This window comes from Streptomyces griseofuscus (assembly GCF_014673495.1).
Lineage (GTDB): Bacteria > Actinomycetota > Actinomycetes > Streptomycetales > Streptomycetaceae > Streptomyces > Streptomyces murinus.
The window spans coordinates 2,819,386-2,845,642 of record NZ_CP051006.1; the positions used below are offsets into that span (position 1 = coordinate 2,819,386).

Annotated in this window: 25 protein-coding genes and 5 tRNA genes; 13 read left to right on the top strand and 17 right to left on the bottom strand. The window is 70.3% G+C overall.

What is annotated here, in order from left to right:
* Positions 1 to 10 precede the first annotated feature (10 nt).
* Positions 11 to 541 (top strand): DUF3515 domain-containing protein, encoded by a 531-nt coding sequence (locus tag HEP81_RS12250; RefSeq protein ID WP_037654620.1) that lies wholly within the window; start codon positions 11 to 13, stop codon positions 539 to 541.
* Between the two features lie 15 nt (positions 542 to 556).
* Here HEP81_RS12250 and HEP81_RS12255 read toward each other — a convergent pair whose 3' ends face one another.
* The 3 genes from HEP81_RS12255 to HEP81_RS12265 all read right to left on the bottom strand — a co-directional run bounded on the left by HEP81_RS12255 (position 557) and on the right by HEP81_RS12265 (position 3,616).
* The gene (locus HEP81_RS12255; RefSeq protein WP_037654621.1) at positions 557 to 1,714 is read right to left on the bottom strand and encodes a D-alanine--D-alanine ligase family protein; all 1,158 of its coding nucleotides are present in this window, start codon (positions 1,712 to 1,714) and stop codon (positions 557 to 559) included.
* Between the two features lie 124 nt (positions 1,715 to 1,838).
* Positions 1,839 to 2,849 (bottom strand): NAD(P)H-dependent glycerol-3-phosphate dehydrogenase, encoded by a 1,011-nt coding sequence (locus HEP81_RS12260; RefSeq protein ID WP_037654623.1) that lies wholly within the window; start codon positions 2,847 to 2,849, stop codon positions 1,839 to 1,841.
* A complete protein-coding gene (locus tag HEP81_RS12265) occupies positions 2,846 to 3,616 on the bottom strand; it encodes a lysophospholipid acyltransferase family protein (protein ID WP_037654624.1) in 771 nt (256 codons plus the stop codon). Before HEP81_RS12265 ends, HEP81_RS12260 begins: the two co-directional genes overlap by 4 nt.
* A gap of 207 nt (positions 3,617 to 3,823) precedes the next feature.
* Between HEP81_RS12265 and cofC the strand changes: the two genes are divergently transcribed.
* Complete coding sequence (gene cofC / locus HEP81_RS12270) at positions 3,824 to 4,462, top strand: 2-phospho-L-lactate guanylyltransferase (RefSeq protein ID WP_037654626.1); 639 nt, start codon at positions 3,824 to 3,826, stop codon at positions 4,460 to 4,462.
* A 39-nt stretch (positions 4,463 to 4,501) separates the two neighbouring features.
* A complete protein-coding gene (locus tag HEP81_RS12275; RefSeq protein WP_037654628.1) occupies positions 4,502 to 4,705 on the top strand; it encodes a hypothetical protein in 204 nt (67 codons plus the stop codon).
* 79 nt (positions 4,706 to 4,784) lie between these two features.
* On the opposite strand, the gene HEP81_RS12280 is transcribed toward HEP81_RS12275, so the two are convergent.
* The 4 genes from HEP81_RS12280 to leuC form a co-directional block, all read right to left on the bottom strand.
* Entirely contained in the window at positions 4,785 to 5,423 is a 639-nt protein-coding gene (locus HEP81_RS12280; protein WP_037654631.1) for an HU family DNA-binding protein, read from the bottom strand.
* 136 nt (positions 5,424 to 5,559) lie between these two features.
* A complete protein-coding gene (locus HEP81_RS12285; protein ID WP_037654633.1) occupies positions 5,560 to 5,790 on the bottom strand; it encodes an SCO5555 family protein in 231 nt (76 codons plus the stop codon).
* A 276-nt stretch (positions 5,791 to 6,066) separates the two neighbouring features.
* Positions 6,067 to 6,660 (bottom strand): 3-isopropylmalate dehydratase small subunit, encoded by a 594-nt coding sequence (gene leuD / locus HEP81_RS12290; RefSeq protein WP_037654635.1) that lies wholly within the window; start codon positions 6,658 to 6,660, stop codon positions 6,067 to 6,069.
* 5 nt (positions 6,661 to 6,665) lie between these two features.
* Positions 6,666 to 8,090 carry a 3-isopropylmalate dehydratase large subunit gene (leuC, locus tag HEP81_RS12295; protein WP_037654639.1) on the bottom strand — a complete coding sequence of 475 codons (1,425 nt, stop codon included), beginning with the start codon at positions 8,088 to 8,090 and terminating at the stop codon, positions 6,666 to 6,668.
* A gap of 187 nt (positions 8,091 to 8,277) precedes the next feature.
* Here leuC and ndgR point away from each other — a divergent pair, with 187 nt between their 5' ends.
* Positions 8,278 to 8,994 carry an IclR family transcriptional regulator NdgR gene (ndgR, locus tag HEP81_RS12300; protein WP_037654641.1) on the top strand — a complete coding sequence of 239 codons (717 nt, stop codon included), beginning with the start codon at positions 8,278 to 8,280 and terminating at the stop codon, positions 8,992 to 8,994.
* Positions 8,995 to 9,058: 64 nt separating this feature from the next.
* Here the strand turns inward: ndgR and HEP81_RS12305 are convergent, their stop codons facing one another.
* On the bottom strand, positions 9,059 to 9,580 hold the full coding sequence (locus tag HEP81_RS12305; protein ID WP_037654643.1) for a DUF4188 domain-containing protein: 522 nt from the start codon (positions 9,578 to 9,580) through the stop codon (positions 9,059 to 9,061).
* Positions 9,581 to 9,638: 58 nt separating this feature from the next.
* Here HEP81_RS12305 and HEP81_RS12310 point away from each other — a divergent pair, with 58 nt between their 5' ends.
* The gene (locus HEP81_RS12310; protein WP_037654647.1) at positions 9,639 to 10,283 is read left to right on the top strand and encodes a MerR family transcriptional regulator; all 645 of its coding nucleotides are present in this window, start codon (positions 9,639 to 9,641) and stop codon (positions 10,281 to 10,283) included.
* 54 nt (positions 10,284 to 10,337) lie between these two features.
* Here the strand turns inward: HEP81_RS12310 and HEP81_RS12315 are convergent.
* The 9 genes from HEP81_RS12315 to HEP81_RS12355 form a co-directional block, all read right to left on the bottom strand.
* Positions 10,338 to 10,410: transfer RNA gene (locus HEP81_RS12315), tRNA-Glu, on the bottom strand.
* Positions 10,411 to 10,439: 29 nt separating this feature from the next.
* Positions 10,440 to 10,511, bottom strand: a tRNA-Gln gene (locus HEP81_RS12320).
* 20 nt (positions 10,512 to 10,531) lie between these two features.
* Positions 10,532 to 10,604: transfer RNA gene (locus tag HEP81_RS12325), tRNA-Glu, on the bottom strand.
* Positions 10,605 to 10,633: 29 nt separating this feature from the next.
* A tRNA-Glu gene (locus tag HEP81_RS12330) sits at positions 10,634 to 10,706 on the bottom strand.
* Positions 10,707 to 10,727: 21 nt separating this feature from the next.
* Positions 10,728 to 10,799 (bottom strand) — tRNA-Gln (locus HEP81_RS12335).
* A 90-nt stretch (positions 10,800 to 10,889) separates the two neighbouring features.
* Positions 10,890 to 11,621, bottom strand: a complete 732-nt coding sequence (locus tag HEP81_RS12340) for an HAD family hydrolase (RefSeq protein ID WP_190275986.1) — start codon at positions 11,619 to 11,621, stop codon at positions 10,890 to 10,892.
* 158 nt (positions 11,622 to 11,779) lie between these two features.
* Positions 11,780 to 13,303, bottom strand: coding sequence for a glutamate--tRNA ligase (gene gltX / locus HEP81_RS12345; protein ID WP_078967310.1), 1,524 nt, complete (start codon positions 13,301 to 13,303; stop codon positions 11,780 to 11,782).
* Positions 13,296 to 14,081, bottom strand: coding sequence for a fumarylacetoacetate hydrolase family protein (locus HEP81_RS12350; protein WP_037654652.1), 786 nt, complete (start codon positions 14,079 to 14,081; stop codon positions 13,296 to 13,298). Before HEP81_RS12350 ends, gltX begins: the two co-directional genes overlap by 8 nt.
* A gap of 408 nt (positions 14,082 to 14,489) precedes the next feature.
* Positions 14,490 to 14,684: a hypothetical protein gene (locus tag HEP81_RS12355; protein WP_078967311.1), complete on the bottom strand. Its 195-nt coding sequence runs from the start codon at positions 14,682 to 14,684 to the stop codon at positions 14,490 to 14,492.
* A 581-nt stretch (positions 14,685 to 15,265) separates the two neighbouring features.
* Between HEP81_RS12355 and HEP81_RS12360 the strand changes: the two genes are divergently transcribed.
* From HEP81_RS12360 to HEP81_RS12395, 8 genes are all read left to right on the top strand, one after another.
* Positions 15,266 to 19,372 (top strand): sensor histidine kinase, encoded by a 4,107-nt coding sequence (locus HEP81_RS12360; protein WP_037654655.1) that lies wholly within the window; start codon positions 15,266 to 15,268, stop codon positions 19,370 to 19,372.
* Positions 19,373 to 19,381: 9 nt separating this feature from the next.
* Positions 19,382 to 19,795: a roadblock/LC7 domain-containing protein gene (locus tag HEP81_RS12365; protein ID WP_037654657.1), complete on the top strand. Its 414-nt coding sequence runs from the start codon at positions 19,382 to 19,384 to the stop codon at positions 19,793 to 19,795.
* Between the two features lie 111 nt (positions 19,796 to 19,906).
* Positions 19,907 to 20,305 carry a DUF742 domain-containing protein gene (locus HEP81_RS12370; RefSeq protein WP_037654659.1) on the top strand — a complete coding sequence of 133 codons (399 nt, stop codon included), beginning with the start codon at positions 19,907 to 19,909 and terminating at the stop codon, positions 20,303 to 20,305.
* Positions 20,286 to 20,861: a GTP-binding protein gene (locus tag HEP81_RS12375; RefSeq protein WP_085566720.1), complete on the top strand. Its 576-nt coding sequence runs from the start codon at positions 20,286 to 20,288 to the stop codon at positions 20,859 to 20,861. The genes HEP81_RS12370 and HEP81_RS12375 overlap by 20 nt, the downstream gene beginning before the upstream one ends.
* Positions 20,862 to 21,242: 381 nt before the next feature.
* Positions 21,243 to 24,491 carry a sensor histidine kinase gene (locus HEP81_RS12380; RefSeq protein WP_190275987.1) on the top strand — a complete coding sequence of 1,083 codons (3,249 nt, stop codon included), beginning with the start codon at positions 21,243 to 21,245 and terminating at the stop codon, positions 24,489 to 24,491.
* 10 nt (positions 24,492 to 24,501) lie between these two features.
* Complete coding sequence (locus tag HEP81_RS12385; protein WP_030948713.1) at positions 24,502 to 24,915, top strand: roadblock/LC7 domain-containing protein; 414 nt, start codon at positions 24,502 to 24,504, stop codon at positions 24,913 to 24,915.
* A 94-nt stretch (positions 24,916 to 25,009) separates the two neighbouring features.
* Positions 25,010 to 25,609, top strand: coding sequence for a DUF742 domain-containing protein (locus HEP81_RS12390; protein WP_037664553.1), 600 nt, complete (start codon positions 25,010 to 25,012; stop codon positions 25,607 to 25,609).
* Entirely contained in the window at positions 25,590 to 26,180 is a 591-nt protein-coding gene (locus HEP81_RS12395) for a GTP-binding protein (protein ID WP_085566719.1), read from the top strand. The genes HEP81_RS12390 and HEP81_RS12395 overlap by 20 nt, the downstream gene beginning before the upstream one ends.
* The last annotated feature ends 77 nt before the right edge of the window (positions 26,181 to 26,257 follow it).

The window sequence follows — 26,257 nt, forward strand, 5'->3', positions numbered from 1 at the left end:
CGCTTGGCCGGTGAACTTCTTCCGTCACCGGCCCCCCGCCCTGCTCGCCGCCCTGTCCGCGCCGGTCGTGCTGCTCGCGGTCGCGGGCTGCGCCGCGGACGACAGCGCCACGGTCGCGGTTCCCCGTCCCGACGCGAAGACCGCCCCGCTGTGCCGGAGTCTGCACTCGGCGCTGCCCACCACGGTGGACGGGCAGCGGCGCGCCGACCCCGAGCCCCGGTCCGTCTACACGGCGGGCTGGGGAAACCCGGCGATCATACTGCGCTGCGGGATCGTCCGGCCGCCGAAGATGATCGACCCCAAGGTGGCCCAGGGCCAGGACCCCGACGCGATCGCGGGCGGGGTCAACGGCGTGGACTGGCTGATGGAGAAGCAGGGCGACGGCACCTGGCACTTCACGACGGCGGGCCGCAAGGCGTATGTCCAGGTGACCCTGCCGAAGAAGCTGTCTGGCCCGGACGACAGCACCCAGGTGCTGGAGGATCTGGCCGCGGCCGTGAAGAAGGCCATCCCCGAGGGGATGGCCTCCATGCGCGGCTGACCGCTCGGGGATCGCTCAGCGCAGTCCGGTGGACCGGCGCAGCGCGGCCTGCACCAGCAGGTCGATCAGCTCGGGGTAGCCGACCCCGGTCGCCTGCCACATCTGCGGGTACATCGAGATCGGGGTGAACCCGGGCAGCGTGTTGATCTCGTTGATCACGAACTCCCCGTCCTCGGTGAGGAAGAAGTCCGCGCGCACCAGCCCCTCGCAGGACGCGGCCTCGAACGCGTCCACCGCGAGCCGCCGGATCTCGGTGGTCTCCTCCTCGGTGAGCGGCGCCGGGACGATGCCGGGCGTGGAGTCGATGTACTTGGCCTCGAAGTCGTAGTACGCGTGCGCGTCCGGCGGCGGGATCTCGGCCGGGAGCGAGGCCCTGGGGCCGTCCTCGAACTCCAGGACACCGCACTCGATCTCGCGGCCGGTGATCGCCGCCTCGATCAGGATCTTCGGGTCGTGCGACTGCGCCTCGGCGATCGCCTCGTCCAGGCCGGAGAGGTCGTCGACCTTGGTGATGCCGATGGAGGAGCCGGCCCGCGCGGGCTTCACGAACAGCGGCCAGCCGTGCTCACCGGCGAAGTCCACGATCTTCTTGCGGGCGGCGGCCTGGTCCTGCTGCCACTCGCGGGGGCGGATCACCACGTAAGGGCCGACCTTGAGCCCGAAGGAGGTGAAGACCCGCTTCATGTACTCCTTGTCCTGGCCGACGGCCGAGGCGAGCACGCCCGCGCCCACGTACGGCACTCCGGACAGCTCCAGCAGGCCCTGGAGGGTGCCGTCCTCGCCGTAGGGGCCGTGCAGCACCGGGAAGACGACGTCGACCTCGCCGAGCGCCTTGGGCACGGAGCCGGGCTCGCTGTAGACGACCTCGCGGTTGGCGGGGGCGACGGGGAGCACCACATCGCCCTCGTGCGACTCCGCCAGGTCCTCGACGGCGGGCAGGGCGCGGTCGGTGATGGCCATCCGCTCCGGCTCGTCGGCCGTCAGCGCCCAGCGGCCGTCCCGGGTGATGCCGATCGGCAGGACGTCGTACTTCGTCCGGTCGATGGCCTTGAGGACGGCGCCCGCGGTGACCACGGAGATCCCGTGTTCGGAGCTGCGGCCACCGAACACGACGGCCACGCGGGGCTTGCGCGACGGCTGCTCAGGGCTCTGGGGAAGGTTCTCGGTGCTCATATCGCGTTGAGAGTACCCGTTGGTAGAGCCCGGATACAGCGTCGGCTCCGCCCCGGAACGCACAAAAACGGGCGGATTTCGCACAGTGTCCATGCGTTTTCGCGCAGCGTCCCCGCGGTTTCGCTCAGCGTCGCTCGGGCTTCGCGCTGCGCGACATCAGCTCCTTGAGCGCGACGACCGGCGGCTTGCCCTCGTGCACGATGCCGACGACCGTCTCCGCGATCGGCATGTCGACGCCGTGCCTGCGGGCCAGATCCAGCACGGACTCACAGGACTTGACGCCCTCCGCGGTCTGCTTGGTGACCGCGATGGTCTCCTCCAGGGTCATGCCCTTGCCGAGGTTGGTGCCGAAGGTGTGGTTGCGCGACAGCGGCGAGGAGCAGGTGGCCACCAGGTCGCCGAGACCGGCGAGTCCGGAGAAGGTCAGCGGGTCGGCGCCGAGCACGACACCGAGCCGCGCGGTCTCCGCGAGACCCCGGGTGATCAGCGAACCCTTGGCGTTGTCGCCGAGCCCCATGCCGTCCGCGATGCCGACGGCGAGCCCGATGACGTTCTTCACCGCGCCGCCCAGCTCGCAGCCGACCACATCGGTCTCGGTGTACGGCCGGAAGTACGGCGTGTGGCAGGCCGCCTGGAGCCGCCGGGCCACGGCCTCGTCGGCGCAGGCCACCACGGCGGCGGCGGGCATCCGGGCGGCGACCTCGCGGGCCAGGTTGGGCCCGGTGACGACGGCGACGCGCTCCGGGCCGACCTTGGCCACGTCCTCGATGACCTCGCTCATCCGCATCGCGGAGCCGAGTTCGACGCCCTTCATCAGGGAGACGAGCACGGTGTCCGGGGCGAGCAGCGGAAGCCACTCGGCGAGGTTCTGGCGGAGGGTCTGGGAGGGGACGGACAGGACCGTGAAGTCCGCGTCCGCCGCGGCCTCGGCGGGATCGGTGGTCGCCCGCAGGTTCTCGGGGAGTTCGACGCCCGGCAGATAGTCGGGGTTGACACGGGTCGTGTTGATCGCGTCCGCGACCTCGGCGCGACGGGCCCACAGGGTGACCTCGCAGCCGGCGTCCGCGAGAACCATGCCGAACGCCGTGCCCCATGAACCGGCGCTGAAGACCGCCGCCTTGACCGCCTTGCTCACTTGCCCTGCCCCTCCGCTTCCCTGACCTGGTTCTGTGCCCGCGTACGGCGCCGCTGCTCGATCCGCTCACGGCGCGGGTCGTACGGCGTCTCGGGCGCCTTCTCGCCGCGGATCTCCTCCAGGAGGCGGGTGATCGCCGCCATGATGACCTCGGTCGCCTCCTTCTGGACGTCCGGGGTCAGCTCCTTGTCGTAGAAGCGCGACAGGTCCACCGGCGGGCCCGCCAGCACATGGTGGGTCTTGCGCGGGAAGAGGTTCGGCTTCTTCGCATATGCCGGAAGCAGTTCATTGGCGCCCCACTGGGCGACCGGGATCACCGGGCACTTGGTCTGGAGGGCCACACGTGCGGCGCCGGTCTTGCCGGTCATCGGCCAGCCGTCGGGGTCGCGGGTCAGGGTGCCCTCGGGGTAGAAGGCGACGCACTCACCGCGCTCCACGGCGTCGATCGCGGCACGGAAGGCGCTGAGCGCGTCCGTGGACTCGCGGTAGACGGGAATCTGTCCGGTGCCGCGCATCGCGGCGCCCACGATTCCCTTCTTGAAAAGGCCGCTCTTCGCGAGGAATCGCGGAACCCGCCCGGTGTTGTACTGATAGTGCGCGTATGCGAAGGGGTCCACGTGGGAATTGTGGTTCACCACGGTGATAAATCCGCCCTCGGCCGGAATGTGCTCCATTCCACGCCAGTCCCGCTTGATCAGAACCACCAGCGGCGGTTTGCAGATCACCGCGGCGAAGCGGTACCAGAAGCCGATTCTGCGGCGGGGCACAAGGACACCTTCCTCTAGGGGATCCACGGGGGACTGACCCCGGCGGGGGCCGCACAAGTGTCGCCCCGGAGTGCCGGTCTGTCGAGAACACCGTACGCCCGCCCGTCGCCCGCCCCCACCCTTCCAAGGAGCTTCGCGCGCCTCCCGAAAACCCTGAGCCAGCGGCTGCGGTGACAATGATCGTGACGAGAGAGGGGCGGTACGCCGGTGCAGTGGACGTTGGTCATCCCCCTGAAGCCCCTGTCCCGGGCCAAGAGCAGGCTCGCGGACACCGTGGCGGACGGGGTGCGCCCGGGGCTGGTCCTCGCGTTCGCCCAGGACACGGTGGCCGCGGGCCTCGCCTGCCGCGGGGTCATGGATGTGGTGGTCGTCACGGACGATCCACGCGCCGGGCGCGAGCTGTCCGCGCTGGGCGCGCGAATCGTCCCGGACACCCCGGCGCGGGGCCTGAACGCGGCGCTGGCGCACGGGGCGGAGGCGATACGGCTGATGCGCCCGGGAGCCGCCGTGGCCGCGCTGAACGCCGATCTGCCGGCGTTGCGGGCGGCCGAGCTGGAACAGGTGCTGTGCGCCGCAGAGGAATTCCCCAGAGCTTTTCTCGCGGATGCGGCGGGGATCGGTACGACATTGCTGGCGGCCGGTACGGACCGTGAATTGCGGCCGGGCTTCGGGACGGGGTCACGGGCACGCCATCGGGTGTCCGGCGCGAAGGAACTTCTGCTGGGGGGCGTGGATTCGGTACGGCAGGACGTGGACACGGGGGACGACCTGCGGGCGGCGCTGGCGCTCGGGGTCGGACCGTATACGAGCGCGGCGTGCGCGGATATGCCGGTACCCGGCGCCTGACCGGGCGGCCGGAGGGCCACGGGCACTACCCTGAACCCCATGCAGGCCACCGCGTACACGTACGACAGCGAGACCCGGAGCGGGCAGGTGCTGCTCGACGACGGCACCCCCGTGCCCTTCGACGCCGCCGCGTTCGACCGCGGCGGCCTGCGGCTGTTGCGGCCCGGGCAGCGCGTACGGATCGAGACCGAGGGGGCCGAGGGCTCCTTGCGGATCACCCTCGTCACGCTCCAGACCCTGTAACTCCCCTTGCACACGCCGCGGGCCGGACTCCAGTGGGAGTCCGGCCCGGCGCGTGAGTGCTCTGATCGATGCCCTGCGCCTAGCGCGCGGTGGCCTTCTTCGCGGTGGTCTTGCGGGCCGTCGACTTCCTGGCCGGCGCCTTCTTCGCGGTGACCTTCTTCGCCGGGGCCTTCTTCGCGGTGGCCTTCTTGGCCGTGGCCTTCTTCGCCGTCGCGGTCTTGGCCGTCGCCGTGGTCTTCTTGGCGGTCGCCTTCTTCGCGGTGGTCTTCTTCGCCGCGGCCGCCGTGGTCTTCTTCGCCGTCGTCTTCTTGGCGGTGGTCTTCTTCGCGGCCGCCTTGGCGGTCTTCTTCGCGGCGGCCTTCTTGACCGTCGCGGCGGCGCCCCCGGTCAGGCTGCCCTTGGGCGCCTTCTTCACCGAGACCTCGCCACCGCGCGGGAGCTTCTTCGAGCCGCTCACCAGGTCCTTGAAGCCCTGACCGGCGCGGAAGCGCGGCACGGAGGTCTTCTTGACCCGAACCCGCTCGCCCGTCTGAGGGTTACGGGCGTACCGGGCGGGGCGGTCCACTTTCTCGAAGGACCCGAAACCGGTGACCGAGACCCGCTCGCCCGCGACGACCGCGCGGACGATGGCGTCCAGAACATGATCGACGGCTTCCGCCGCCTGCTGGCGGCCGCCAACCTTCTCGGCAATCGTTTCTACGAGCTGCGCCTTGTTCACGTCTTCCCCTTCGGAGACATCGCCAGAACGAATGTGTTCAAGCTTTTTCGCACGTTAGGCAGATATATACCGCAAATCAAACACGAAACGGGCTTATCACCCTTGTGCCGCAACGGACTCGGCGTTCTCGGGCTGTTCAGCGGTCCTCGTCGGGGATCCGACCCTCGTCGAGGTCCGCGGTGAACCGCTCAAGCCGCCTTGCCGCACCGGCGAGATCGTGCTTGGCCGCGGCCGTAATGACCAGCAGCTTCCGGGTCAGCGCCATCCGTACGCCCTCCGGGACTTGCAGTGCGCGCACTCTTGCGTGCGCTTCCTTGAGTTGGTTCGCGACCGCCGCATAGAGCTGGAGTTGGCCGTCGTGTCCCATGCACAGATTGTGCCATCTGGGGCGAGTTGTCGCCTGCCCAGGGGGCAACTCCCGCCACAAATGGCCTTCCAGGCCCTTGCGGACGGCGCGATCCTCTGCCTCATCTACCCTCCCAACGCCCTTCATAACACGGGAAGTTGAGAGAATCCCCAGAGCCAGGAGGGTCCGCACGGGCCCCGACATGCCTGTACCCCCGATCGGGGCGATCGGGGGTACAGACGGGTTTGTTGGGTGGCCGAAACCCGACCCTCGCGGGATCCGGGACAGGCTACCGGGTCAGCCCTGGAGGGTCCGCGGCTTGTGGGCGGGGCGCCGCTGCTCGTACGCGGCGATGTCGGGCTCGTTCTGGAGGGTGATGGAGATGTCGTCCAGGCCGTTCAGCAGCCGCCAGCGGGAGTTCTCGTCCAGCTCGAAGGAGGCGGTGACGCCCTCGGCGCGCACCTCGCGCGCTTCGAGGTCCACCGTGATCTCGGCGCTCGGGTCGGCCTCGGTCAGCTCCCACAGCGCGTCCACGATCTTCTGCTCCAGCACCACGGTGAGCAGGCCGTTCTTCAGCGAGTTACCACGGAAGATGTCCGCGAAGCGGGAGGAGATCACGGTCTTGAAGCCGTAGTTCTGGAGCGCCCAGACGGCGTGCTCACGGGAGGAGCCGGTGCCGAAGTCGGGGCCGGCGACCAGCACGGTGGCGCCCTGCCGCTCCGGGCGGTTGAGGATGAACTCGGGGTCCTTGCGCCAGGCCTCGAAGAGCCCGTCCTCGAACCCGTCCCGGGTCACCTTCTTGAGCCAGTGGGCGGGGATGATCTGGTCGGTGTCGACATTGCCGCGGCGCAGCGGGACGGCCCGGCCGGTGTGGGTGGTGAAGGCTTCCATCGTTCTCAGACTCCAGCGGGCGTACGGTCGTCGGTCAGGTCGGCCGGGGAGGCCAGATGGCCCAGGACGGCGGTGGCCGCCGCGACCTGCGGCGACACCAGGTGGGTACGACCGCCCTTGCCCTGCCGGCCCTCGAAGTTGCGGTTGGAGGTGGACGCGGAGCGCTCCCCCGGGGCCAGCTGGTCCGGGTTCATGCCCAGGCACATCGAGCAGCCCGCGTACCGCCACTCGGCGCCGGCCTCCTTGAAGACCACGTCCAGACCCTCGGCGGCCGCCTGGAGGCCGACCCGCGCGGAGCCCGGCACGACCAGCATCCGTACGCCGTCGGCGACTTTGCGGTCCTTCAGGATCTCGGCGACAGTGCGCAGATCCTCGATCCGGCCGTTGGTGCACGAGCCTACGAAGACGGTGTCCACCTTGATGGAGCGCAGCGGCGCTCCGGCCTCCAACCCCATGTATTCCAGGGCCTTTTCGGCGGCCAGGCGCTCCGATGCGTCTTCGTACGAAGCCGGATCGGGGACGTCCGCCGAAAGCGGCGCACCCTGGCCGGGGTTGGTGCCCCAGGTGACGAACGGGGACAGCGCGGCGGCGTCGATGACGACCTCGGCGTCGAATTCCGCGTCCTCGTCCGTGCGCAGCGTCTTCCAGTACTCGACGGCCGCGTCCCACTCGGCGCCCTCGGGGGCGTGCGGGCGGCCCTTGAGGTACGCGAAGGTGGTCTCGTCGGGGGCGATCATGCCCGCGCGGGCGCCCGCCTCGATCGACATGTTGCAGATGGTCATCCGGGCCTCCATCGAGAGCCTCTCGATGGCGGAGCCGCGGTACTCCAGGATGTAGCCCTGGCCGCCGCCGGTGCCGATCCGCGCGATGATCGCCAGGATCAGGTCCTTGGCGCTGACGCCCTCGGGCAGTTCGCCGTCCACGGTGATCGCCATGGTCTTCGGGCGGGCCATCGGCAGCGTCTGGGTGGCCAGCACATGCTCGACCTGGGAGGTGCCGATGCCGAACGCCAGCGCGCCGAACGCGCCGTGCGTGGACGTGTGGGAGTCGCCGCACACCACGGTCGTACCGGGCTGGGTCAGGCCCAGCTGGGGGCCGACCACGTGCACGACGCCCTGCTCGACGTCGCCCAGCGGGTGCAGCCGCACCCCGAACTCGGCGCAGTTCTTGCGCAGCGTCTCCAGCTGGGCGCGCGAGACCGGGTCGGCGATGGGCTTGTCGATGTCGAGGGTGGGGGTGTTGTGGTCCTCGGTCGCGATGGTGAGGTCGAGGCGGCGCACCTGGCGGCCGTTCTGGCGCAGCCCGTCGAAGGCCTGCGGGCTGGTCACCTCGTGCAGCAGGTGCAGATCGATGTAGAGGAGGTCGGGCTCGCCCTGGGCGCGCCGGACGACGTGGTCGTCCCAGACCTTTTCCGCGAGTGTCCTACCCATCGCTTTCCCTCCGGCCGGCACGCTGGCGCCGGCCCAACTAGAGATCTTGAGGGCGGCGCCCGCACCCCTGTTTCCGGGCGTCCGCCGCCGGGCCCGTCGATGGACGGACCGCCGTGTTCATCCAGAGTGGCGCGTTCCGCGGAAAATTGAACTTGCGTTTCACAGAGTGAGACGTGAGTATCGTTGCATGGACAACAGTAGCGGCGTCGGCGTTCTGGACAAGGCGGCCCTCGTCCTGAGCGCTCTGGAGTCCGGTCCGGCCACCCTCGCGGGTCTGGTCGGAGCCACCGGACTGGCACGACCCACGGCCCACCGCCTGGCCGTGGCCCTGGAACACCACCGCATGGTGGCACGCGACATGCAGGGCCGGTTCATCCTCGGACCGCGCCTCGCGGAGCTCGCGGCGGCGGCGGGCGAGGACCGCCTGCTGGCGACGGCGGGCCCCGTGCTCACCCACCTCCGCGATGTCACAGGCGAGAGCGCACAGCTCTATCGCCGCCAGGGTGACATGCGGATCTGCGTGGCCGCGGCGGAACGGCTGTCCGGTCTGCGGGACACCGTGCCGGTCGGCTCCACGCTCACGATGAAGGCCGGCTCCTCGGCACAGATCCTGATGGCCTGGGAGGAGCCCGAGCGGCTGCACCGCGGCCTTCAGGGCGCCCGTTTCACGGCGACGGCCCTGTCGGGCGTGCGGCGCCGTGGCTGGGCCCAGTCCATCGGCGAGCGCGAGCCGGGCGTCGCGTCCGTCTCGGCCCCGGTGCGCGGCCCCTCCAACCGCGTGGTGGCCGCCGTCTCCGTCTCGGGCCCGATCGAGCGGCTGACCCGCCACCCGGGCCGGATGCACGCCCAGGCCGTCATCGACGCCGCGACCCGCCTCTCGGAGGCCCTGCGCCGCACGGGCTGAGCCTGCTTCCTCGTGGGTCCGCCTCAACGCCGCGGCGGACCCACGAGGGACGCGGCAGCCGACCTCAGGCGCTTTTCTCCACGGACTCCACGGACTCCGCGGGCTGCGGCGACCGATAGGCGAACCGGTCCTTCGCGTAGCGCCCCCGCGCGGCGAGCGGCACCTGGCCGTGCGCCCCCGCCAGCCCGAACGCCGGCATGTCCGCGTAGATCGCCTCGTACGACCCCTCCGGCACCACGTACGCCTCGTGCCAGATCCCGACCTCGCCGTGCAGCCTGCCCGCCCGCTCCTTGCGGTTCAGCTTCGCCCACACCTCGTGGTGGAAGGCGTCGGGCGCCGTGGCGTAGGCGTACAGCTTCTCCTTGGACTCCCAGTACTGCACGACGTAGTACGTCCGCGGCGACGCCGTGAGCAGCACCTTCTCCCGCAGCCCGCGCTCCGGGTCCTTCGCCAGCTCCCGCAGCATGCGGAGCATCGCGAGCATCACCGGCACCCACAGATGCACCGCCCAGAAGCGGTTGATGCGCATGCCTATCAGCAGGACGACGACATCGCCCTTCGCGTCGGCGGTCGTACGGGACACCATGGCTTCCCCCTTCATCGCGTGCTTGGATAGTGCTCTTATCCAAGAAGGGGCGCAAGAGATGCGGCTGGCCGAACTGAGCAGACGCAGCGGGGTCTCCACCGCGACGATCAAGTACTACCTGCGCGAGGGCCTGTTGCCACCGGGCCGGCAACTGAACGCGACCACGGCGGACTACGACGAGGAGCATCTGCGCCGACTGCGGCTGGTGCGGGCGATGATCCAGGTCGGGCGGCTGCCGGTGGCGAAGGTGCGTGAGGTGCTCGGGCATGTGGACGACGAGTCCCTGGGCAGCTCGATCCGGCTGGGCGCCGCGCTGTGGGCGCTGCCGCAGGTGCCGGAGCCGGACGAGGACGACGCCTGCATACGGGCCGCGCACGAGGAGGTCGCGGCGCTCGTGGACCGGCTCGGCTGGGAGAACGCCAAGTGCCTCGCCACCCTCTCCCCCGCGTATCGCTCGCTGGTGGTGACGGTGGCCGCGTTCCGCCGGCTCGGTTACGACTGGGGGGCCGAACAGCTCGCGCCGTACGCGGAGTTGATGCACCGCACGGCCGTACTCGATCTGGACAACATGGAGACGCTGCCGCCGGGGGCGGAGCGGATCGAGTTCGCGATCCTCGGGGCGATCCTCAACGAGCCGGTGCTGCGGGCGCTGCACCGGCTGGCGCAGGAGGAGGAGACGACACGGCGGTACGGCTTCGAGTGAGCGGGGCCGGAGAACGGTGAAGGCCCTCCGCCGAAGCGAAGGGCCTTCATTCTGTACCCCCGACCGGATTCGAACCGGCGCTACCGCCTTGAGAGGGCGGCGTGCTAGGCCGCTACACAACGGGGGCCTTGGACGCTGCGTTTCCGCAGGTCCGAGCTGGTCTACCTGGACTCGAACCAAGACTAACTGAACCAGAATCAGTCGTGCTGCCAATTACACCATAGACCAATGATGGTTTAGACCAGTCGTACCCCCGACCGGATTCGAACCGGCGCTACCGCCTTGAGAGGGCGGCGTGCTAGGCCGCTACACAACGGGGGCCCTAGCGATCCCGAGAAGATCAGGATCAGTACCCCCGACCGGATTCGAACCGGCGCTACTGCCTTGAGAGGGCAGCGTGCTAGGCCGCTACACAACGGGGGCTTTGCAGATAAGCTCTGCGAGCTGGCCTACCTGGACTCGAACCAAGACTAACTGAACCAGAATCAGTCGTGCTGCCAATTACACCATAGGCCACTGGAACTCAACCCCCGGAAGGGTTCTTGTTCTAGTTTGCTCCTCGGGGCTCCGGCCTTTCGGCCCGTTCCCCTCGGCGCAGGAAGAACATTACCCGAAGGTGGACGGGGCTCCAAAACGAGTATCCGAGCGGAGCAGCGCGGGGAGTTCGGACAGGCAGGCGATGCGGTGCACGACGACGTCACCGGCGTCCCGCGCGGGTGCCGTACCGCGATCGATCCACACGGACAGCAGCCCGGCCTCGGCGGCGCCCCGCCCGTCGATCTCCGGATGGTCACCGACGTACGCCACCTCGTGCGGGGCGAGGCCCAGCGCCTCGCAGGCGGCCAGGAAGGCGCCGGGCCGCGGCTTGGAGACGCCCAGTTCGGCGGCGCACAGCACGGCCTCGAAGCGGTCCAGCAGGCCGAGGGCGCGCAGCTTGTGCTCCTGGACGGTGATGCTGGAGTTCGACAGGACCGCGTGCCGGTGCGTGACCGCGAGCACCTCCAGCGTGGGCAGCACGTCCGGGAACAGTCCCCAGGCGGCCTCGTAGTGCGCCATGTAGCGCTGGAACCAGGCGTCCGCCTCGGCGTCGTCCAGCTCCGTGTCGAGGAACACCCGTACGCGGTCGCGGCGCTGCTCCTGGAAGCCGCACTCCCCCGCCGCGTACCTCGCCCACTGCCGGTCGGTGATCTCCCGCCACCGGCCCAGCGCGTCCTCCACCACCTCGTGGCGCCCGAGCAGCCCCTCGGCGACGAGATGCGCCCGCATCCCGCTCCGGTCGGCGCTGGTGTAGTCGAAGAGCGTGTCGTCCACGTCCCAGACCACGGCTTCGATGCTCACGCCCTCGACCGTAACGCCGGGGGGCGGGGCGCGTCCGGGGAACGGCGGTGGTGCCGGGCGCGGTGGCGGTGAGTGTCGTCACATCGCGGACACGGGGGGTACGGCGAAGGGGCGGCACCCGGAGTTCCGGGTGCCGCCCCTGTCACACGCGGTGGGCCCTACGCGGTGAGCCTCGTCAGGGCCGCGTCGATGCGGGCCAGGGTCGTCTCCTTGCCCAGGATCTCGAGGGACTCGAAGAGCGGGAGGCCGACGGTGCGGCCGGTGACGGCGACGCGGACGGGGGCCTGCGCCTTGCCGAGCTTGAGGCCATGGGCCTCGCCGGCGGCCAGGACGGCCTCCTTGAGGGACTCGGGCGACGTCCAGTCCGCGGTCTGGAGCTTCTCGCGGGCCGTGCGCAGCAGGGCGTCGCTGCCCTCCTTCATCGCCTTGGTCCAGGACGCCTCGTCGAAGACCGGCTCCGGCAGGAACAGGAAGTCGACGTTCTCGGTGATCTCGGAGAGCACCTTCAGACGGGTCTGGGCGTGCGGGGCGATGGCCTCCCACTTGGCCTCGTCGAACGCCTCCGGCGCCCAGGGCGCGAACGGGGCCTTCAGCCAGGTGCGGCAGCGCTCGGTGAACTCCTTCACATCCAAAAGGCGGATGTGGTCGGCGTTGATCGCCTCGCACTTCTTCAGGTCGAAGCGCGCCGGGTTGGGGTTCACGTCGGAGATCTCGAAGGCCGCGACCATCTCCTCGATCGTGAAGATGTCCTTGTCCGCGGAGAGCGACCAGCCCAGCAGGGACAGGTAGTTGAGCAGGCCCTCGGGCAGGAAGCCGCGCTCGCGGTAGAGGTTCAGCGAGGACTGCGGGTCGCGCTTGGAGAGCTTCTTGTTGCCCTCGCCCATCACGTACGGCAGATGCCCGAAGGCCGGGGTCTGCTTGGCGATGCCCAGCTCGGTCAGCGCCTTGTACAGCGCGATCTGCCGCGGGGTGGAGGAGAGCAGGTCCTCGCCGCGCAGCACGTGCGTGATGTCCATCAGCGCGTCGTCGACGGGGTTGACCAGCGTGTACAGCGGGGCGCCGTTGGCGCGGACGATGCCGTAGTCCGGGACGTTCTCCGGGGTGAAGGTCAGCTCGCCGCGCACCAGGTCGTCGAAGGTGATCGTCTCGTCGGGCATCCGGAACCGGACGATCGGCTGCCGGCCCTCGGCCTTGTACTGCTCGACCTGCTCGGCGGACAGGTCGCGGCAGTGGCCGTCGTAGCCGGAGGGCTTGCCGGCGGCGCGGGCGGCCTCGCGGCGGGAGTCCAGCTCCTCCTGGGAGCAGTAGCAGTGGTAGGCGTATCCGCCGTCCAGGAGCTTTCGCGCGACGTCGGCGTAGATGTCCATGCGCTGCGACTGCCGGTACGGCGCGTGCGGGCCGCCGACCTCGGGGCCCTCGTCCCAGTCGAAGCCGAGCCAGCGCATCGCGTCGAGCAGCTGGTTGTAGGACTCCTCGGAGTCGCGGGCCGCGTCGGTGTCCTCGATACGGAAGACCAGGGTGCCCTGGTGGTGCCGGGCGAACGCCCAGTTGAACAGGGCGGTGCGGACCAGGCCCACATGGGGGTTACCGGTGGGCGAGGGGCAGAAACGGACGCGGACGGGGGATGGGGGTACCCCCTGCTCGAGCGAAGCCGAGAGCTTGGGGGAGGGTGCGCTAGCCACGCTTGACAACCTTGTTGGTGAGAGTGCCGATGCCTTCGATGGTGACGGCGACGTCGTCGCCGACGTTCAGGGGGCCGACCCCTGCCGGGGTGCCGGTGAGGATGACGTCGCCGGGCAGCAGCGTCATGGCCTCGGTGATGTTGACGATCAGATCCTCGATGGGGTGGATCATCTCGCTGGTGCGGCCCAGCTGGCGCTGCTCCCCGTTGACGGTGAGCTGCACGGTGAGATCGCCCGCCCGGGCGAGGTCGATGTCGGTCTCCACCCAGGGGCCGAGCGGACAGGAGCCGTCGAAGCCCTTGGCCCGGGCCCACTGCTTCTCGCGGCGCTGGACGTCGCGGGCGGTGATGTCGTTGGCGCAGGTGTAGCCGAAGATCACGTCCTTGACGCGCTCCCGGGGCACCTCGCGGCACATGCGGCCGATGACGACGGCCAGCTCGGCCTCGTGGTGCAGCTCCTCGGTGAACGAGGGGTAGCGGATCTCGTCCCCGGGACCGATCACCGAGGTGGACGGCTTGAAGAAGGCGAACGGTGCCTCGGGCACCTCGTTGCCCAGCTCCCGCGCGTGCTCCGCGTAGTTGCGGCCGAAGGCCACGACCTTGTTGGGGAGGACCGGCGGGAGCAGCCTGACCTTGCTCACCGGCACCTTCGTGCCGGACAGCTCATGGTCGGCGAAGGGGATGCCCTTGATGATGTCGAGGACGAGTTCGTCCTGCTTGTCGCCCTCGACCGCGCCGAAGGCTACGTTCCCGTCGATGGAGAACCTGGCGATGCGCACGGGTGCTTGCGCCCCTCACTGAGAACCGGCGTACTGACGCCCAAGGTTAACCGGTCGGGCGGCGCGATGTTCGGCCGGGAGGGCATGGCGAGGGGATTTTCCGGGGCCGTAATGCGCTTAAGGGGAATTCCAGTTTCCGGTGATTTCGGGGGCGCCGCCGGAGGGACATCGGACGCCTCTCGCGTCTCTGACCTGCGTTGATTCCATCCGCTCCGGTCGGGCGTCGGGGACCGGGAAGGCTACGGCGCCCACCGCCGCCGTAGCCGATAAAAGCGGCGGCGCGAATGCGGGGGAAAACATGTGCGGCCCGCCGCGGGGGCCGCCGAAAAGACGAGCGCGGCCCGGAAGATCATCCGACGGCGATGATCTTCCGGGCCGCGTCCCGGGGTGCCTCGGTCGCGCGGGCGATCACTCGCCGGCGGTGGCCGCCGCGGCCTCGGGGAGGTCCATCAGGATGGTGCGCCGGGGGTTGGCCGTCTGGGCGGGGAGTTCGACGGACTGCTCCGGCAGCGCGGGCGTCTGCAACTCGCCGGCGTCGTCGAGGTGCGCCAGGGTCGTGCGTCGCGGGTTGGCTATCTTGCGGAACATCATCGTCGTCTTCACGGTTGTACGCGTCCTAGTCCTGTGTCGGCGGGTGACAGTGCGGGGTGACAGATACGTCCCTCATGTAAAGCGTCAGGCTAAACATCCGATTCCCTGACCAACTCGCCAACCAGCCTTGATGGTTATGTGATTTTGCTCACCAACTCAGGGGCAAATAGGTCAATTCCGGCCTACAACCCGCCCTAACGAAACGGACATTGAGGGCTGGAAGCACTCATTCCGCTGCCGATCATGGCGACTGGGACACGTGCCACCGAGCGGCAACTCGCAGGGATACGTCCGTTATGGATGAGATCGACTTCCACGACTGGTGACCCGACATGCACACCCTGTCACGGTTGTCACAGCTCAGCACGCGGCCCTTGTTGGAGATCCGCCACTGTGCTGGAATTCCACGGACCGCCGCAGGATCGACCCGGCGCGCAGGGCGCAACGCAGCGCCGAGTGGCGGCGAGACAAGGGGGAACCAGCGCCGGTCACTCAAGACCACCGGGGGGCGTTTTCAGGGCGCCTTCCACGACGCCGACACCGTGTTCGTCCGCTCTCGCGGAGGGACGCCTGGTCCAGAGGTTGCGACGCTAGTGCAGGGACGTTTCAAGAGGGATGGCAGCGCTTCGGCGGAGCCGGAGCCGCACGACGGGACTGGCCCCATGAAGGGCAGCGCCTCTCCCCAGCACGCCCAGAACCCGGGCCCGACCCCGCCCGGTGAGGGCTCCGACCGCGCACGCCCCGGCGCGACCGCCCCCTCCGCCAAGGGCTCCGCTTCCGGCAAGGGCAGCGGCGCCTCCGGCAAGGGCTCGGCGAAGCCCGCGGGCGGCGCGTCGTCCGCCAAGCCCGCCTCGGCCCCGAAGCCCGCGTCGGCGCCGGTCAGTTCCGGCTCGCGCATGGCGCTGCGCAACTGGCGCATCTCGACCCGTCTGGTCTCGCTGCTGGCGCTCCCCGTGGTCGCGGCGACCTCGCTGGGCGGCCTGCGCATCAACGAGAACCTGAACGACATCCAGCAGCTCGACAACATGAAGCTGCTGACGGACATGACCAAGCAGGCCACCGAGCTGGCCGCCGCGCTCCAGGAGGAGCGCGACCAGTCCGCCGGTCCCATGTCGCACGGCCTCAGCGCGAGCGACTACACGGTCAAGGGCTACCAGCAGAAGACCGACCGGGCCCGCACCAACTTCCTCGACGCCTCCGAGCAGATCGACGAGGCCAGCAAGGACGGCCAGCTCCAGGGCGTGCGTGACGCGCTCGTCGGCCTCGCCAACCAGCTGGACGACCTGGCGAAGATCCGCCGGTCCGCCTATGAGTCCAAGGGCAACTCGACCCAGACCATCGAGTCGTACCACCGGCTGATCACCCAGCTGATCGACCTGTCCCAGGACATGGCCGAGGCGTCCAGCAACCCCGAGATGATCTCGCGCACCCGCGCCCTGGCGGCGTTCTCCACCGCCAAGGAGTACGCGTCCGTGCAGCGCGCGACCATCGCCGCGGCGCTGCCCTCGACCACCACCAGCAAGGCCGACCTCTCCGAGAACGACCGCCTGTACGGCGAGTCGGCGTACGAGAGCGAGAACTCCGAGCTGGCGATCTTCCGCAAGATCTACGCGAGCCAGAACGCGGAGGAGCTGCTCAAGCCGATCGACGGCGGCAACAACCCGACGATCGAGTCCGCGGACACCTACGCCAAGCGCGCCTTCGCGCAGCGCGGCGGCCTGTCCGACCTGCCCCCGCGCTCCTACCGGGACTGGGTGGACGACAGCTCGACCAAGATCGAGCAGATGAAGAAGATCGAGCACACGCTCCTTGAGGACATGGAGCAGAAGGCGCGCGAGCTCAAGAGCGCCACCCAGCGCGACGCCATCATCTCCGGTGTGCTGATCCTGCTGGTGCTCGGTGTCTCGCTGGTCGGCGCGTTCGTCGTGGCCCGCTCCATGATCCGCTCGCTGCGCCGGCTCCAGGAGACCGCCACCACGGTCGCCCAGGAACGCCTGCCCGAGCTGGTCAAGCAGCTCTCCGAGTCCGACCCGCAGGACGTGGACACCTCCGTCGAGTCGGTCGGTGTGCACTCCCGGGACGAGATCGGCCAGGTGGCCGCGGCCTTCGACGACGTGCACCGCGAGGCGGTCCGCCTCGCCGCCGAGCAGGCCCTGCTGCGGGGCAACGTCAACGCGATGTTCACCAACCTCTCGCGCCGCTCCCAGGGTCTGATCCAGCGCCAGCTCTCGCTCATCTCCGAACTGGAGTCCCGCGAGGCCGACCCGGACCAGCTGTCCTCGCTGTTCAAGCTGGACCACCTCGCCACCCGTATGCGCCGTAACGGCGAGAACCTCCTCGTCCTCGCCGGTGAGGAGCCGGGCCGCCGCTGGACCCGTCCGGTGCCGCTGGTCGACGTGCTCCGCGCCGCCGCCTCCGAGGTGGAGCAGTACGAGCGCATCGAGCTGGCCTCCGTGCCGACGACCGAGGTCGCGGGACGGGTCGTCAACGACCTCGTGCACCTGCTCGCCGAGCTGCTGGAGAACGCCACCTCGTTCTCCTCCCCGCAGACCAAGGTCAAGGTCACCGGTCACGCGCTGCCCGACGGGCGGGTGCTGATCGAGATCCACGACACCGGCATCGGCCTCTCCCCCGAGGACCTCGCGGCGATCAACGAGCGACTGGCCTCGCCGCCCACCGTGGACGTCTCCGTCTCCCGCCGCATGGGTCTGTTCGTGGTCGGCCGGCTCTCGCAGCGGCACGGCATCCGCATCCAGCTGCGCCCGTCCGACTCCGGTGGCACGACCGCGTTGGTCATGCTGCCCGTGGATGTCGCCCAGGGCGGCAAGAAGGCTCCCGGCAAGCCCGGCGGCCCCGGCGCGGTCGGCGGTCCGGCCGCCGCGCAGGCCGCCGCGGGTGCGGCCGCGGCCCGCCGCGGCGGCGCGGGCGCCCAGGGCGGCGGTGGTCTGCTCGGCTCCGGCGGCAGCGGTTCGCGCGGCCAGGTCGGCGCCGGCCAGGGTCCCCGGGCCGCGCTGCCCGGCGCGGGCCAGGGCGGCCGTCCCGGCGCGCCCGGTGGTGCCCCCGGTGCTCCGGGCGGCGCGCGCGGTCCGCAGCAGCGCGGCGGTGCCCCCGGCTTCGGTACCCAGGCGCCGAACGCCCCGCAGAACCTCCAGGCCGCGAACCCGGCCGCGCCGCAGGGGCTCCAGGCCGCCAACCCGGCCGGTCCCCAGCAGGATCTGTTCGGTGGCCGCGGCTCGCAGCGCGGCACCGGTGGCGGCGACCAGGGCCGCCAGCCCCAGCTGCCGCCGCGTGGTGGCCCGCGGGCCGAGCTGCCCGGCGGCGACTCCCGGCGCGGCCAGGACTGGAACGACGGCCGGGCCTCCCTCGACACCCCGCGCGGGCACGACGAGCAGGACCCCTCGGGAACCGCGCAGATGCCGGCGATCGACGACCGGCAGGGTCCGGGCTCGACCGCGCAGATGCCGCGGATCGATCCGCACGGTCCCGTCCCCACCGGCGACTTCGGCCGCCCCGAGCTGCCCGGCTCCCAGGGTGCGGACCAGTACGGCCGTCCGGAACTCCCGCAGCAGACCGGCCAGTTCGCCCGGCCGGACACCACGGGCCAGTACCAGCGGCCGGACGCCGGTCAGCACACCGGACAGTTCCAGCGGCCCGAATCCCCGCAGGACACCGGCCAGTTCGCGCGGCCCGACAGCACGGGTCAGTACCAGCGGCCGGACGCGGGCCAGCACACGGGCCAGTTCCAGCGGCCGGAAGCGCCGCAGCACACCGGCCAGTTCCCGCAGATGGACGCCCCCCAGCACACCGGGCAGTTCCCGCAGGTCGACCCGGGCCGGCACACCGGTCAGCACACGGGCCAGTTCCCGCAGGCCGAACTCCCGCAGCAGGCCGGGCAGTTCCAGCGCCCCGACGCGAACCAGCGGCCGGACGCGGCGCACCAGCAGGGGCTGTACGACGCTCAGGGCGGGCAGCAGGACAACGGCTCGTACGTGCGCTCGGACGTCTTCGGGACCCCGGCCCGCCCGGACGAGCCCGCCCAGGACGCCGGCCGGTACGCGGCCCCGGGTGCCTATGACAACAGCGGCACCGGACAGCACGCGCTGCCCGGCCGTGCCGACCCGGCGCACACCGGGCAGTTCGAGCGCCCGCAGCCGCCGGTCCGTAACGACTTCGGCGCCCCGCGCCCGCCGGCCCCGCAGCAGGTGCCGGCTCACCAGGAGCGCCCGGTGCGCGAGCCGGAGGCGCTGCCGCCGGCCAGCGGTCCGGGTGACGGTCGTACCCCGCTGTTCGACACGCTGGAGACCAACTGGTTCCACGGCGCGGCCGGGCAGCAGCAGGGCCAGCAGCAGGGGGCGCCCGCCGAGCAGCAGCAGCCGCAGGCGCCGCAGCGCGACGCGGCCGCCACCGGCTCGTGGCGGGCCTCTCCGAACGACGAACTCGTGCGGCAGGCGGAGCGGGTACGCCAGCCCGCGGCGGGCGGTATCACCACGTCCGGTCTGCCGCGCCGGGTGCCCAGGGCGAACCTGGTGCCGGGCACGGCTCAGCAGCAACAGCACCAAACAGGTCCGCAGGTCTCCCGTGCGCCCGACGACGTACGCGGCCGGCTGACCAATCTCCGTCGGGGCATCGCCCAGGGTCGTCAGGCCGGTACCGGTCAGACGGGCAGCTACCCGAGCCCCACTCACCAGCAGGAGCGTTAGTTGAGTCCGATGAGCCAGGCGGCACAGAACCTGAACTGGTTGATCACCAACTTCGTGGACAACACCCCCGGGGTGTCCCACACGGTGGTGGTCTCCGCCGACGGCCTGCTGCTGGCGATGTCCGAGGGCTTCCCGCGGGACCGCGCCGATCAGCTGGCGGCCGTCGCCTCCGGTCTGACCTCGCTGACGGCCGGTGCCTCCCGGATCTTCGAGGGCGGCACGGTGGCCCAGACGGTCGTGGAGATGGAGCGGGGGTTCCTCTTCCTGATGTCGATCTCGGACGGGTCTTCCCTCGCGGTACTGGCCCACCCGGAGTGCGACATCGGCCTGGTGGGCTACGAGATGGCACTGCTCGTCGACCGCGCGGGGGCGGTCCTCACCCCGGACCTGCGCGCCGAACTACAGGGCAGTCTGCTCCACTGACCGGCCCCGGCACCACACACCTCACCAAAACACCGTCCGGCCGCCACAAACCCCCCACCGGCCCCGTCAGACGGCTTGACTGACCGACTTGCTGTCCCGCCCGGAGGATCCATGACCCCGCCCACCGCCCATCACGATCCGTACGCGGAACCGTACGGTGACGAGGGCGACCAGCCGCTGGTGCGTCCCTACGCCATGACCGGCGGCCGGACCCGGCCGCGTTACCAGCTCGCCATCGAGGCGCTGATCAGCACCACGGCCGACCCCGCAGCGCTCATGGGGCTGCTTCCCGAGCACCAGCGGATCTGCCACCTGTGCCGTGAGGTCAAGTCGGTGGCCGAGGTCTCCGCGCTGCTGAACATGCCACTGGGAGTGGCCCGGATCCTGGTCGCCGACCTGGCCGAGGCCGGCCTGGTCGCCATCCACCAGCCGGGCGGGGACGAGAACAACGGCGGCGCTCCGGACGTGACGCTGCTCGAAAGGGTGCTCAGTGGACTTCGCAAGCTCTGACGCGGGACGGGCCACCACCTCGGCGAAGATCGTGGTGGCGGGCGGCTTCGGCGTGGGCAAGACCACGTTCGTCGGCGCCGTCTCTGAGATCAACCCGCTGCGCACGGAGGCCGTGATGACCTCGGCCTCGGCCGGCATCGACGACCTCACCCACACCGGGGACAAGACCACCACCACGGTGGCCATGGACTTCGGCCGTATCACCCTGGACCAGGACCTCATCCTGTACCTGTTCGGTACGCCGGGTCAGGACCGCTTCTGGTTCATGTGGGACGACCTCGTCCGCGGCGCGATCGGCGCGGTGGTTCTCGTCGACACCCGGAGGCTCGCCGACTGCTTCCCGGCCGTCGACTACTTCGAGAACAGCGGCCTGCCCTTCGTCATCGCCCTCAACGGCTTCGACGGTCACCAGCCGTACACGCCGGACGAGGTGCGCGAGGCACTCCAGATCGGACCCGACACCCCGATCATCACCACCGACGCCCGGCACCGCGCCGACGCGAAGAGCGCGCTGATCACGCTGGTCGAGCACGCGCTGATGGCGCGGCTGCGCTAGCGCTCAAGTGCGACACCCCGTACGGCAGTTGCCGTGCGGGGGCCGCGCGGGGCCGACTGTGGCATTTGACACGGTGGGCCACGGTGTTCATAACAGTTCGGCAGAGGAATCGCCCGATTCCACCACGCGACGCGGTCACCCGATGCCGCTGCGCGCACAATCGCCCCGCCTTTTGGCGGGGCTCGCTCTTTATGACCGTTTTATCTCTCGTTTACAGCCGAACCGGCACGGGGTTTCCACTGTTTGGAAGTGCGCTGGTCCACGTGCTGGAATGCCTGAACTGCCCCATGGTCCCTGACGTACTGCGTCGTCGTCGGCCGAACGGGCTCTGAGAGACTGCGGCACGACGTAGGTGCCGACCGCCGAGAGGTTGTTGGTCGAGTGAGGCGAAGCAAGAACGGTCCCGAGCCGTCGGCACGGGGCAACTTCACCCCGCCGCCGCGCGCCGCGGCACCCGCCCCGGCATCGGGTGCGGAGCCGGCGGACACTCCCGCGCCGAGCGGTGGCCGTTTCTCCCCGCGCAACTGGCGGGTGCCCACCAGGCTGAACGCGATCCTGCTCATACCCGCGGCCGTCGGCCTGGTCATGGGCGGCTTCCAGGTGAACAGCTCGATCGACACCTGGCAGCAGGCCCGGGACGCCGAGAACACCGCCCGGCTGGTGCGCGCGGCCCTCGTCTACGCGGACGCCGTGGAGAACGAGCGCGACATCACCGCCGAGCCGCTCCTGCTGAACAAGAAGGACAGCAAGAGCAAGGCGACGATCGAGAACGCGCGCAAGGCCACCGACGAGGCCGCCGCCGGTTTCACCGAGGCGACCAAGAGCATGCCGCACACGCCCGGTCTTGAGCGCCGGCTGAAGCTGTTCCGCAAGGCCGAGCCCGAGATCCAGGTCCTGCGCAAGACCGCCTACACCTCCAAGCTCACCGGCGTGCAGACCGAAGAGGCGTACGTCGAGGTCGCCCACCCCCTGATGGAGTTCGCCAACGAGCTCGGCCTGGGCACCGGCAACATCACCTCGTACGGCCGTACCGTCTACGCCATGTCGCTGACCAAGGCGGCGCTGTCGCTGGAGCGGTCCATCGGCACGCATCTGCTGGTCAAGCCGGGCCCGGACGCGCCGAACCTCTCCACCCAGCGGGTCTCCCTGGCCTCGTACGCCTACCTTGAGCGCATCGCGATCGAGGAGTACCAGGGCGGTGGCACCGCCCAGGACTCGCAGGTGCTGGCCGACGCGCAGAAGAAGGTCATGGCGGACGCCAAGGCCGAGGCCGCGCAGGCCCAGCAGGACGACCCGAACTACGTGCCGCCGCCGAGCAATCCGAACAGCATGGTCTCGGCGCTGGCCACCATGAAGGACACCAGCCGGGCCACCCGTGACGCGCTCGCCGCGAACGGTGTCAGCGCCCAGAACTGGTACGCGGTCAACACGCTCAAGTACAAGGCGTACCGCAAGATCGAGTCGGACATGGCCGACAAGGCCGTGAACGAGGCGTCCGGCATCGCCGACGACGCCCGTACCTCCGCGATCATCACCGGCACCATCGTGGTCATCGCCCTGCTGCTCGCCTTCCTGCTGGCCGGTGCGGTCGCCCGGCAGATGAGCCGCGCGATGCGCCAGCTGCGCAACGCGGCCTTCGGCATCGCCGAGCAGCGTCTGCCGATGCTGGTCGACCAGCTCTCGCGCACCGACCCCGGCCGGGTCGACACCCGGGTCGCCCCGATCCCGATCCACACCAAGGACGAGATCGGCGAGGTCGCCCGCGCCTTCGACCAGGTGCACCGCGAGGCGATCCGGCTCGCCTCCGAGCAGGCCCTGCTGCGGGGCAACATCAACGCGATCTTCACCAACCTGTCGCAGCGCAACCAGTCGCTGATCGAGGGCCAGTTGACCCTGATCACCGACCTGGAGAACAACGAGGCCGACCCGGACCAGCTGGAGAACCTCTTCAAGCTGGACCATCTGGCCACCCGTATGCGCCGCAACGGCGAGAACCTCCTGGTCCTCGCCGGCGAGGAGCCCGGCCGCCGCTGGGACCAGCCGGTCCCGCTGGTCGACGTGCTGCGGGCCGCCTCCTCCGAGGTGGAGCAGTACGAGCGCATCGAGCTGTCCGGTGTCCCGGAGGCCGAGATCCACGGCCGCGCCGTCACCGACCTCGTGCACCTGCTGGCCGAGCTGCTGGAGAACGCCACCACGTTCTCCTCGCCGCAGACCAAGGTCAAGGTCACCGCGACCCGGCTGCCCGACGGCCGGGTCATGGTCGAGATCCACGACAAGGGCATCGGCCTGACCGCCGAGGACTTCGCGGACATCAACCACAAGCTGGCCAACCCGCCGACCGTGGACGCCGCGATCTCCCAGCGCATGGGCCTGTTCGTGGTCGGCCGGCTGTCCGACCGGCACGGCATCCGGGTCCAGCTGCGCCCCTCGGGCGAGCAGGCCGGCACCACCTCGCTGGTCATGCTGCCGGACGCGATCACGCACGGCGGTGGCGGCGACACCTCGCTGGAGCGCGAGGAGTTCACGGTCTCGCAGATCATCCCGGAGCAGCAGTTCCAGGCGGCGCGCCCGGAGGTGGCGCAGCCGCTGCGCACGGCCGCCGAACTCGGCTTCGACGACAGCCAGTACACCGAGGTCCCCGACGACATCCGCGACCTGGACCCGGTCGGCCGTTCGCTGCACCGCGAGGGGCGCCGCGCCGCCCTGGAGGCGCAGACCCACGGCCAGCCGCAGCCGGCCGAGCGGCGCCAGGACACCGGCGAGACCTACGCCGAGCCGCTGTTCGAGCAGCAGAGCACCGGCTACCCCGAGCAGCCGCAGCAGCCGCAGCAGCCGTACGAGGAGACTCCGTACCAGGAGGCCGGGTACCAGGAGCAGGCGTACCAGGAGCCGTACACGGAGACGCCGTCCGCGTCCTACGAGCGGTCGTACGACGGGCAGTACTACCCCCAGAACGGTGAACTGCCGGGCGCGGAGGGCTACTCGGCGAACGGCGGCTACCCGCAGAACGGCTATGCGGAGCCCGCCTACCAGGGCGACTGGCAGCAGCAGAACGCCTACCAGAACGGCTACCCGGCCCATTACGCTCCGGAAACGGAATCCGCGCCGGCCGACGCGAGTGAGCAGAACCGCGTAGGCTTCGACAGTCCCGGGGCGGTCGCTCCCGCCGCGCACGAGCTGACCGACGCCGGGCTGCCCCGCCGGGGATCCGTCCCGAACGGTTTCGACGGCGCGGCCCCCGCGCAGCAGGAGACGCCGGCTGCCGCACCGGGCAACACCGGTGACGGCGAATGGCGTTCGGCGGACGACGGCGACGGAGACGACGACTGGCGTTCGGCGAACGACGAGCGCTGGCAGCAGGCTTCCCAGCTGCGCAAGCCCAAGGCAGGCGGGGTCACCGCCTCCGGGCTGCCGCGGCGGGTGCCCAAGGCCAACCTGGTCGAGGGCAGCGCCGAAACCACCCCCCAGGGAGGCCCCCAGGTCTCCCGCGCCCCGGAGGACGTCCGGGGCAGGCTGAGCAACCTGCGCCGGGGCGTCCAGCGCGGGCGCAGCGCAGGCACCGAAACGAACGGCCAGGCCACTGGGAACCAACACAGTGGTCCTGACAGCACCTACAACCAGGAGCGTTAGTGTGAGCCCGATGAGCCAGGCGGCACAGAACCTGAACTGGTTGATCACCAACTTCGTGGACAACACCCCGGGGGTGTCCCACACGGTGGTGGTCTCCGCCGACGGACTCCTTCTGGCGATGTCCGAAGGCTTCCCTCGTGACCGCGCCGACCAGCTCGCCGCCGTCGCCTCCGGCCTGACCTCGCTGACCGCCGGTGCCTCGCGCATCTTCGAGGGCGGCAGCGTCAACCAGACGGTTGTGGAGATGGAGCGGGGATTCCTCTTCCTCATGTCCATCTCGGACGGATCGTCCCTCGCGGTCCTGGCCCACCCGGAAGCGGACATCGGCCTCATCGGGTACGAGATGGCCCTGCTGGTGGACCGCGCGGGCACGGTTCTCACCCCGGATCTCCGCGCGGAGCTCCAGGGCAGCCTTCTCAACTAGTAATCGGACGATGCGTATTCGTGTCCCGGGGCCTTAAGGTTTCGGGACGCGGCTCCACACGGATGGGTGCCCGACGCAGTCGGAGGAGGAGAAAGTGGCAACACCCCCAGGAGGTTCGCCCTCGGGCAATTGGTCGTACGGCCCTGCCCAGGGCCACGGCGACGGCTCGGCGAACCCGTACGACTTCCCCTCCGCACCGCACCACCGGCAGCCCTACGCCCCGCAGGGCCCCGGCCCCTCGCCGTACGACCGGCCACAGGGCCCCGGTCCTTCGCCGTACGACCAGCCGCCGGCCCCGCGCATCCAGCCGGTCCAGCCGCAGCGCCGCCCCGAGCCGGCGCCCGCGGCGGCGAACAACCCCTTGGTGCGTCCGTACGCCATGACCGGCGGCCGGACCCGCCCGCGCTACCAGCTCGCCATCGAGGCGCTGGTGCACACCACCGCTGCTCCGCACCAGATGCAGGGCCAACTGCCCGAGCATCAGCGGATCTGCAATCTCTGCCGGGAGATCAAGTCGGTGGCCGAGGTCTCGGCCCTGCTGACGATCCCCCTCGGCGTGGCCAGGATCCTCGTCGCCGACTTGGCGGAGGCGGGCCTGGTCGCCATCCATCAGCCCGGCGGCGACGAGAACGCCGGTGGCCAGCCAGACGTGACACTGCTCGAAAGGGTGCTCAGTGGACTTCGCAAGCTCTAGCGGAGGGCCGGTTTCTCAGAGTCGCTCCACCACCTCCGCGAAGATCGTGGTGGCGGGCGGCTTCGGCGTGGGCAAGACCACGTTCGTCGGCGCCGTCTCTGAGATCAACCCGCTGCGCACAGAGGCCGTGATGACGTCCGCATCGGCCGGCATCGACGACCTCACCCACACCGGAGACAAGACCACCACCACGGTGGCCATGGACTTCGGCCGTATCACCCTGGACCAGGACCTCATCCTGTACCTGTTCGGTACGCCGGGTCAGGACCGCTTCTGGTTCATGTGGGACGACCTCGTCCGCGGCGCGATCGGCGCCGTCGTCCTCGTCGACACCCGGAGGCTCGCCGACTGCTTCCCGGCCGTCGACTACTTCGAGAACAGCGGCCTGCCCTTCGTCATCGCCCTCAACGGCTTCGACGGCAACCAGCCGTACAACCCGGACGAGGTGCGCGAGGCACTCCAGATCGGACCCGACACCCCGATCATCACCACCGACGCCCGGCACCGCGCCGACGCGAAGTCGACGCTCATCACGCTCGTGGAGCACGCGCTGATGGCGCGGCTGCGCTGAAATCCGGCTACTGGGCTGCCCGTCACGGTCGTAGGCCGTCCGCGGGCAGCTCTTTGGCTGCTCGCCGCGCACGCGGC

Bases quoted from the DNA above. Each gene is read 5' to 3' on its own strand.
- HEP81_RS12255 (WP_037654621.1), bottom strand. From the start codon at position 1,714: ATGAGCACCGAGAACCTTCCCCAGAGCCCTGAGCAGCCGTCGCGCAAG.
- HEP81_RS12275 (WP_037654628.1), top strand. From the start codon at position 4,502: ATGCAGGCCACCGCGTACACGTACGACAGCGAGACCCGGAGCGGGCAG.
- HEP81_RS12285 (WP_037654633.1), bottom strand. From the start codon at position 5,790: ATGGGACACGACGGCCAACTCCAGCTCTATGCGGCGGTCGCGAACCAA.
- leuD (WP_037654635.1), bottom strand. From the start codon at position 6,660: ATGGAAGCCTTCACCACCCACACCGGCCGGGCCGTCCCGCTGCGCCGC.
- leuC (WP_037654639.1), bottom strand. From the start codon at position 8,090: ATGGGTAGGACACTCGCGGAAAAGGTCTGGGACGACCACGTCGTCCGG.
- ndgR (WP_037654641.1), top strand. From the start codon at position 8,278: ATGGACAACAGTAGCGGCGTCGGCGTTCTGGACAAGGCGGCCCTCGTC.
- HEP81_RS12305 (WP_037654643.1), bottom strand. From the start codon at position 9,580: ATGGTGTCCCGTACGACCGCCGACGCGAAGGGCGATGTCGTCGTCCTG.
- HEP81_RS12310 (WP_037654647.1), top strand. From the start codon at position 9,639: ATGCGGCTGGCCGAACTGAGCAGACGCAGCGGGGTCTCCACCGCGACG.
- HEP81_RS12365 (WP_037654657.1), top strand. From the start codon at position 19,382: ATGAGCCAGGCGGCACAGAACCTGAACTGGTTGATCACCAACTTCGTG.
- HEP81_RS12370 (WP_037654659.1), top strand. From the start codon at position 19,907: ATGACCCCGCCCACCGCCCATCACGATCCGTACGCGGAACCGTACGGT.
- HEP81_RS12385 (WP_030948713.1), top strand. From the start codon at position 24,502: ATGAGCCAGGCGGCACAGAACCTGAACTGGTTGATCACCAACTTCGTG.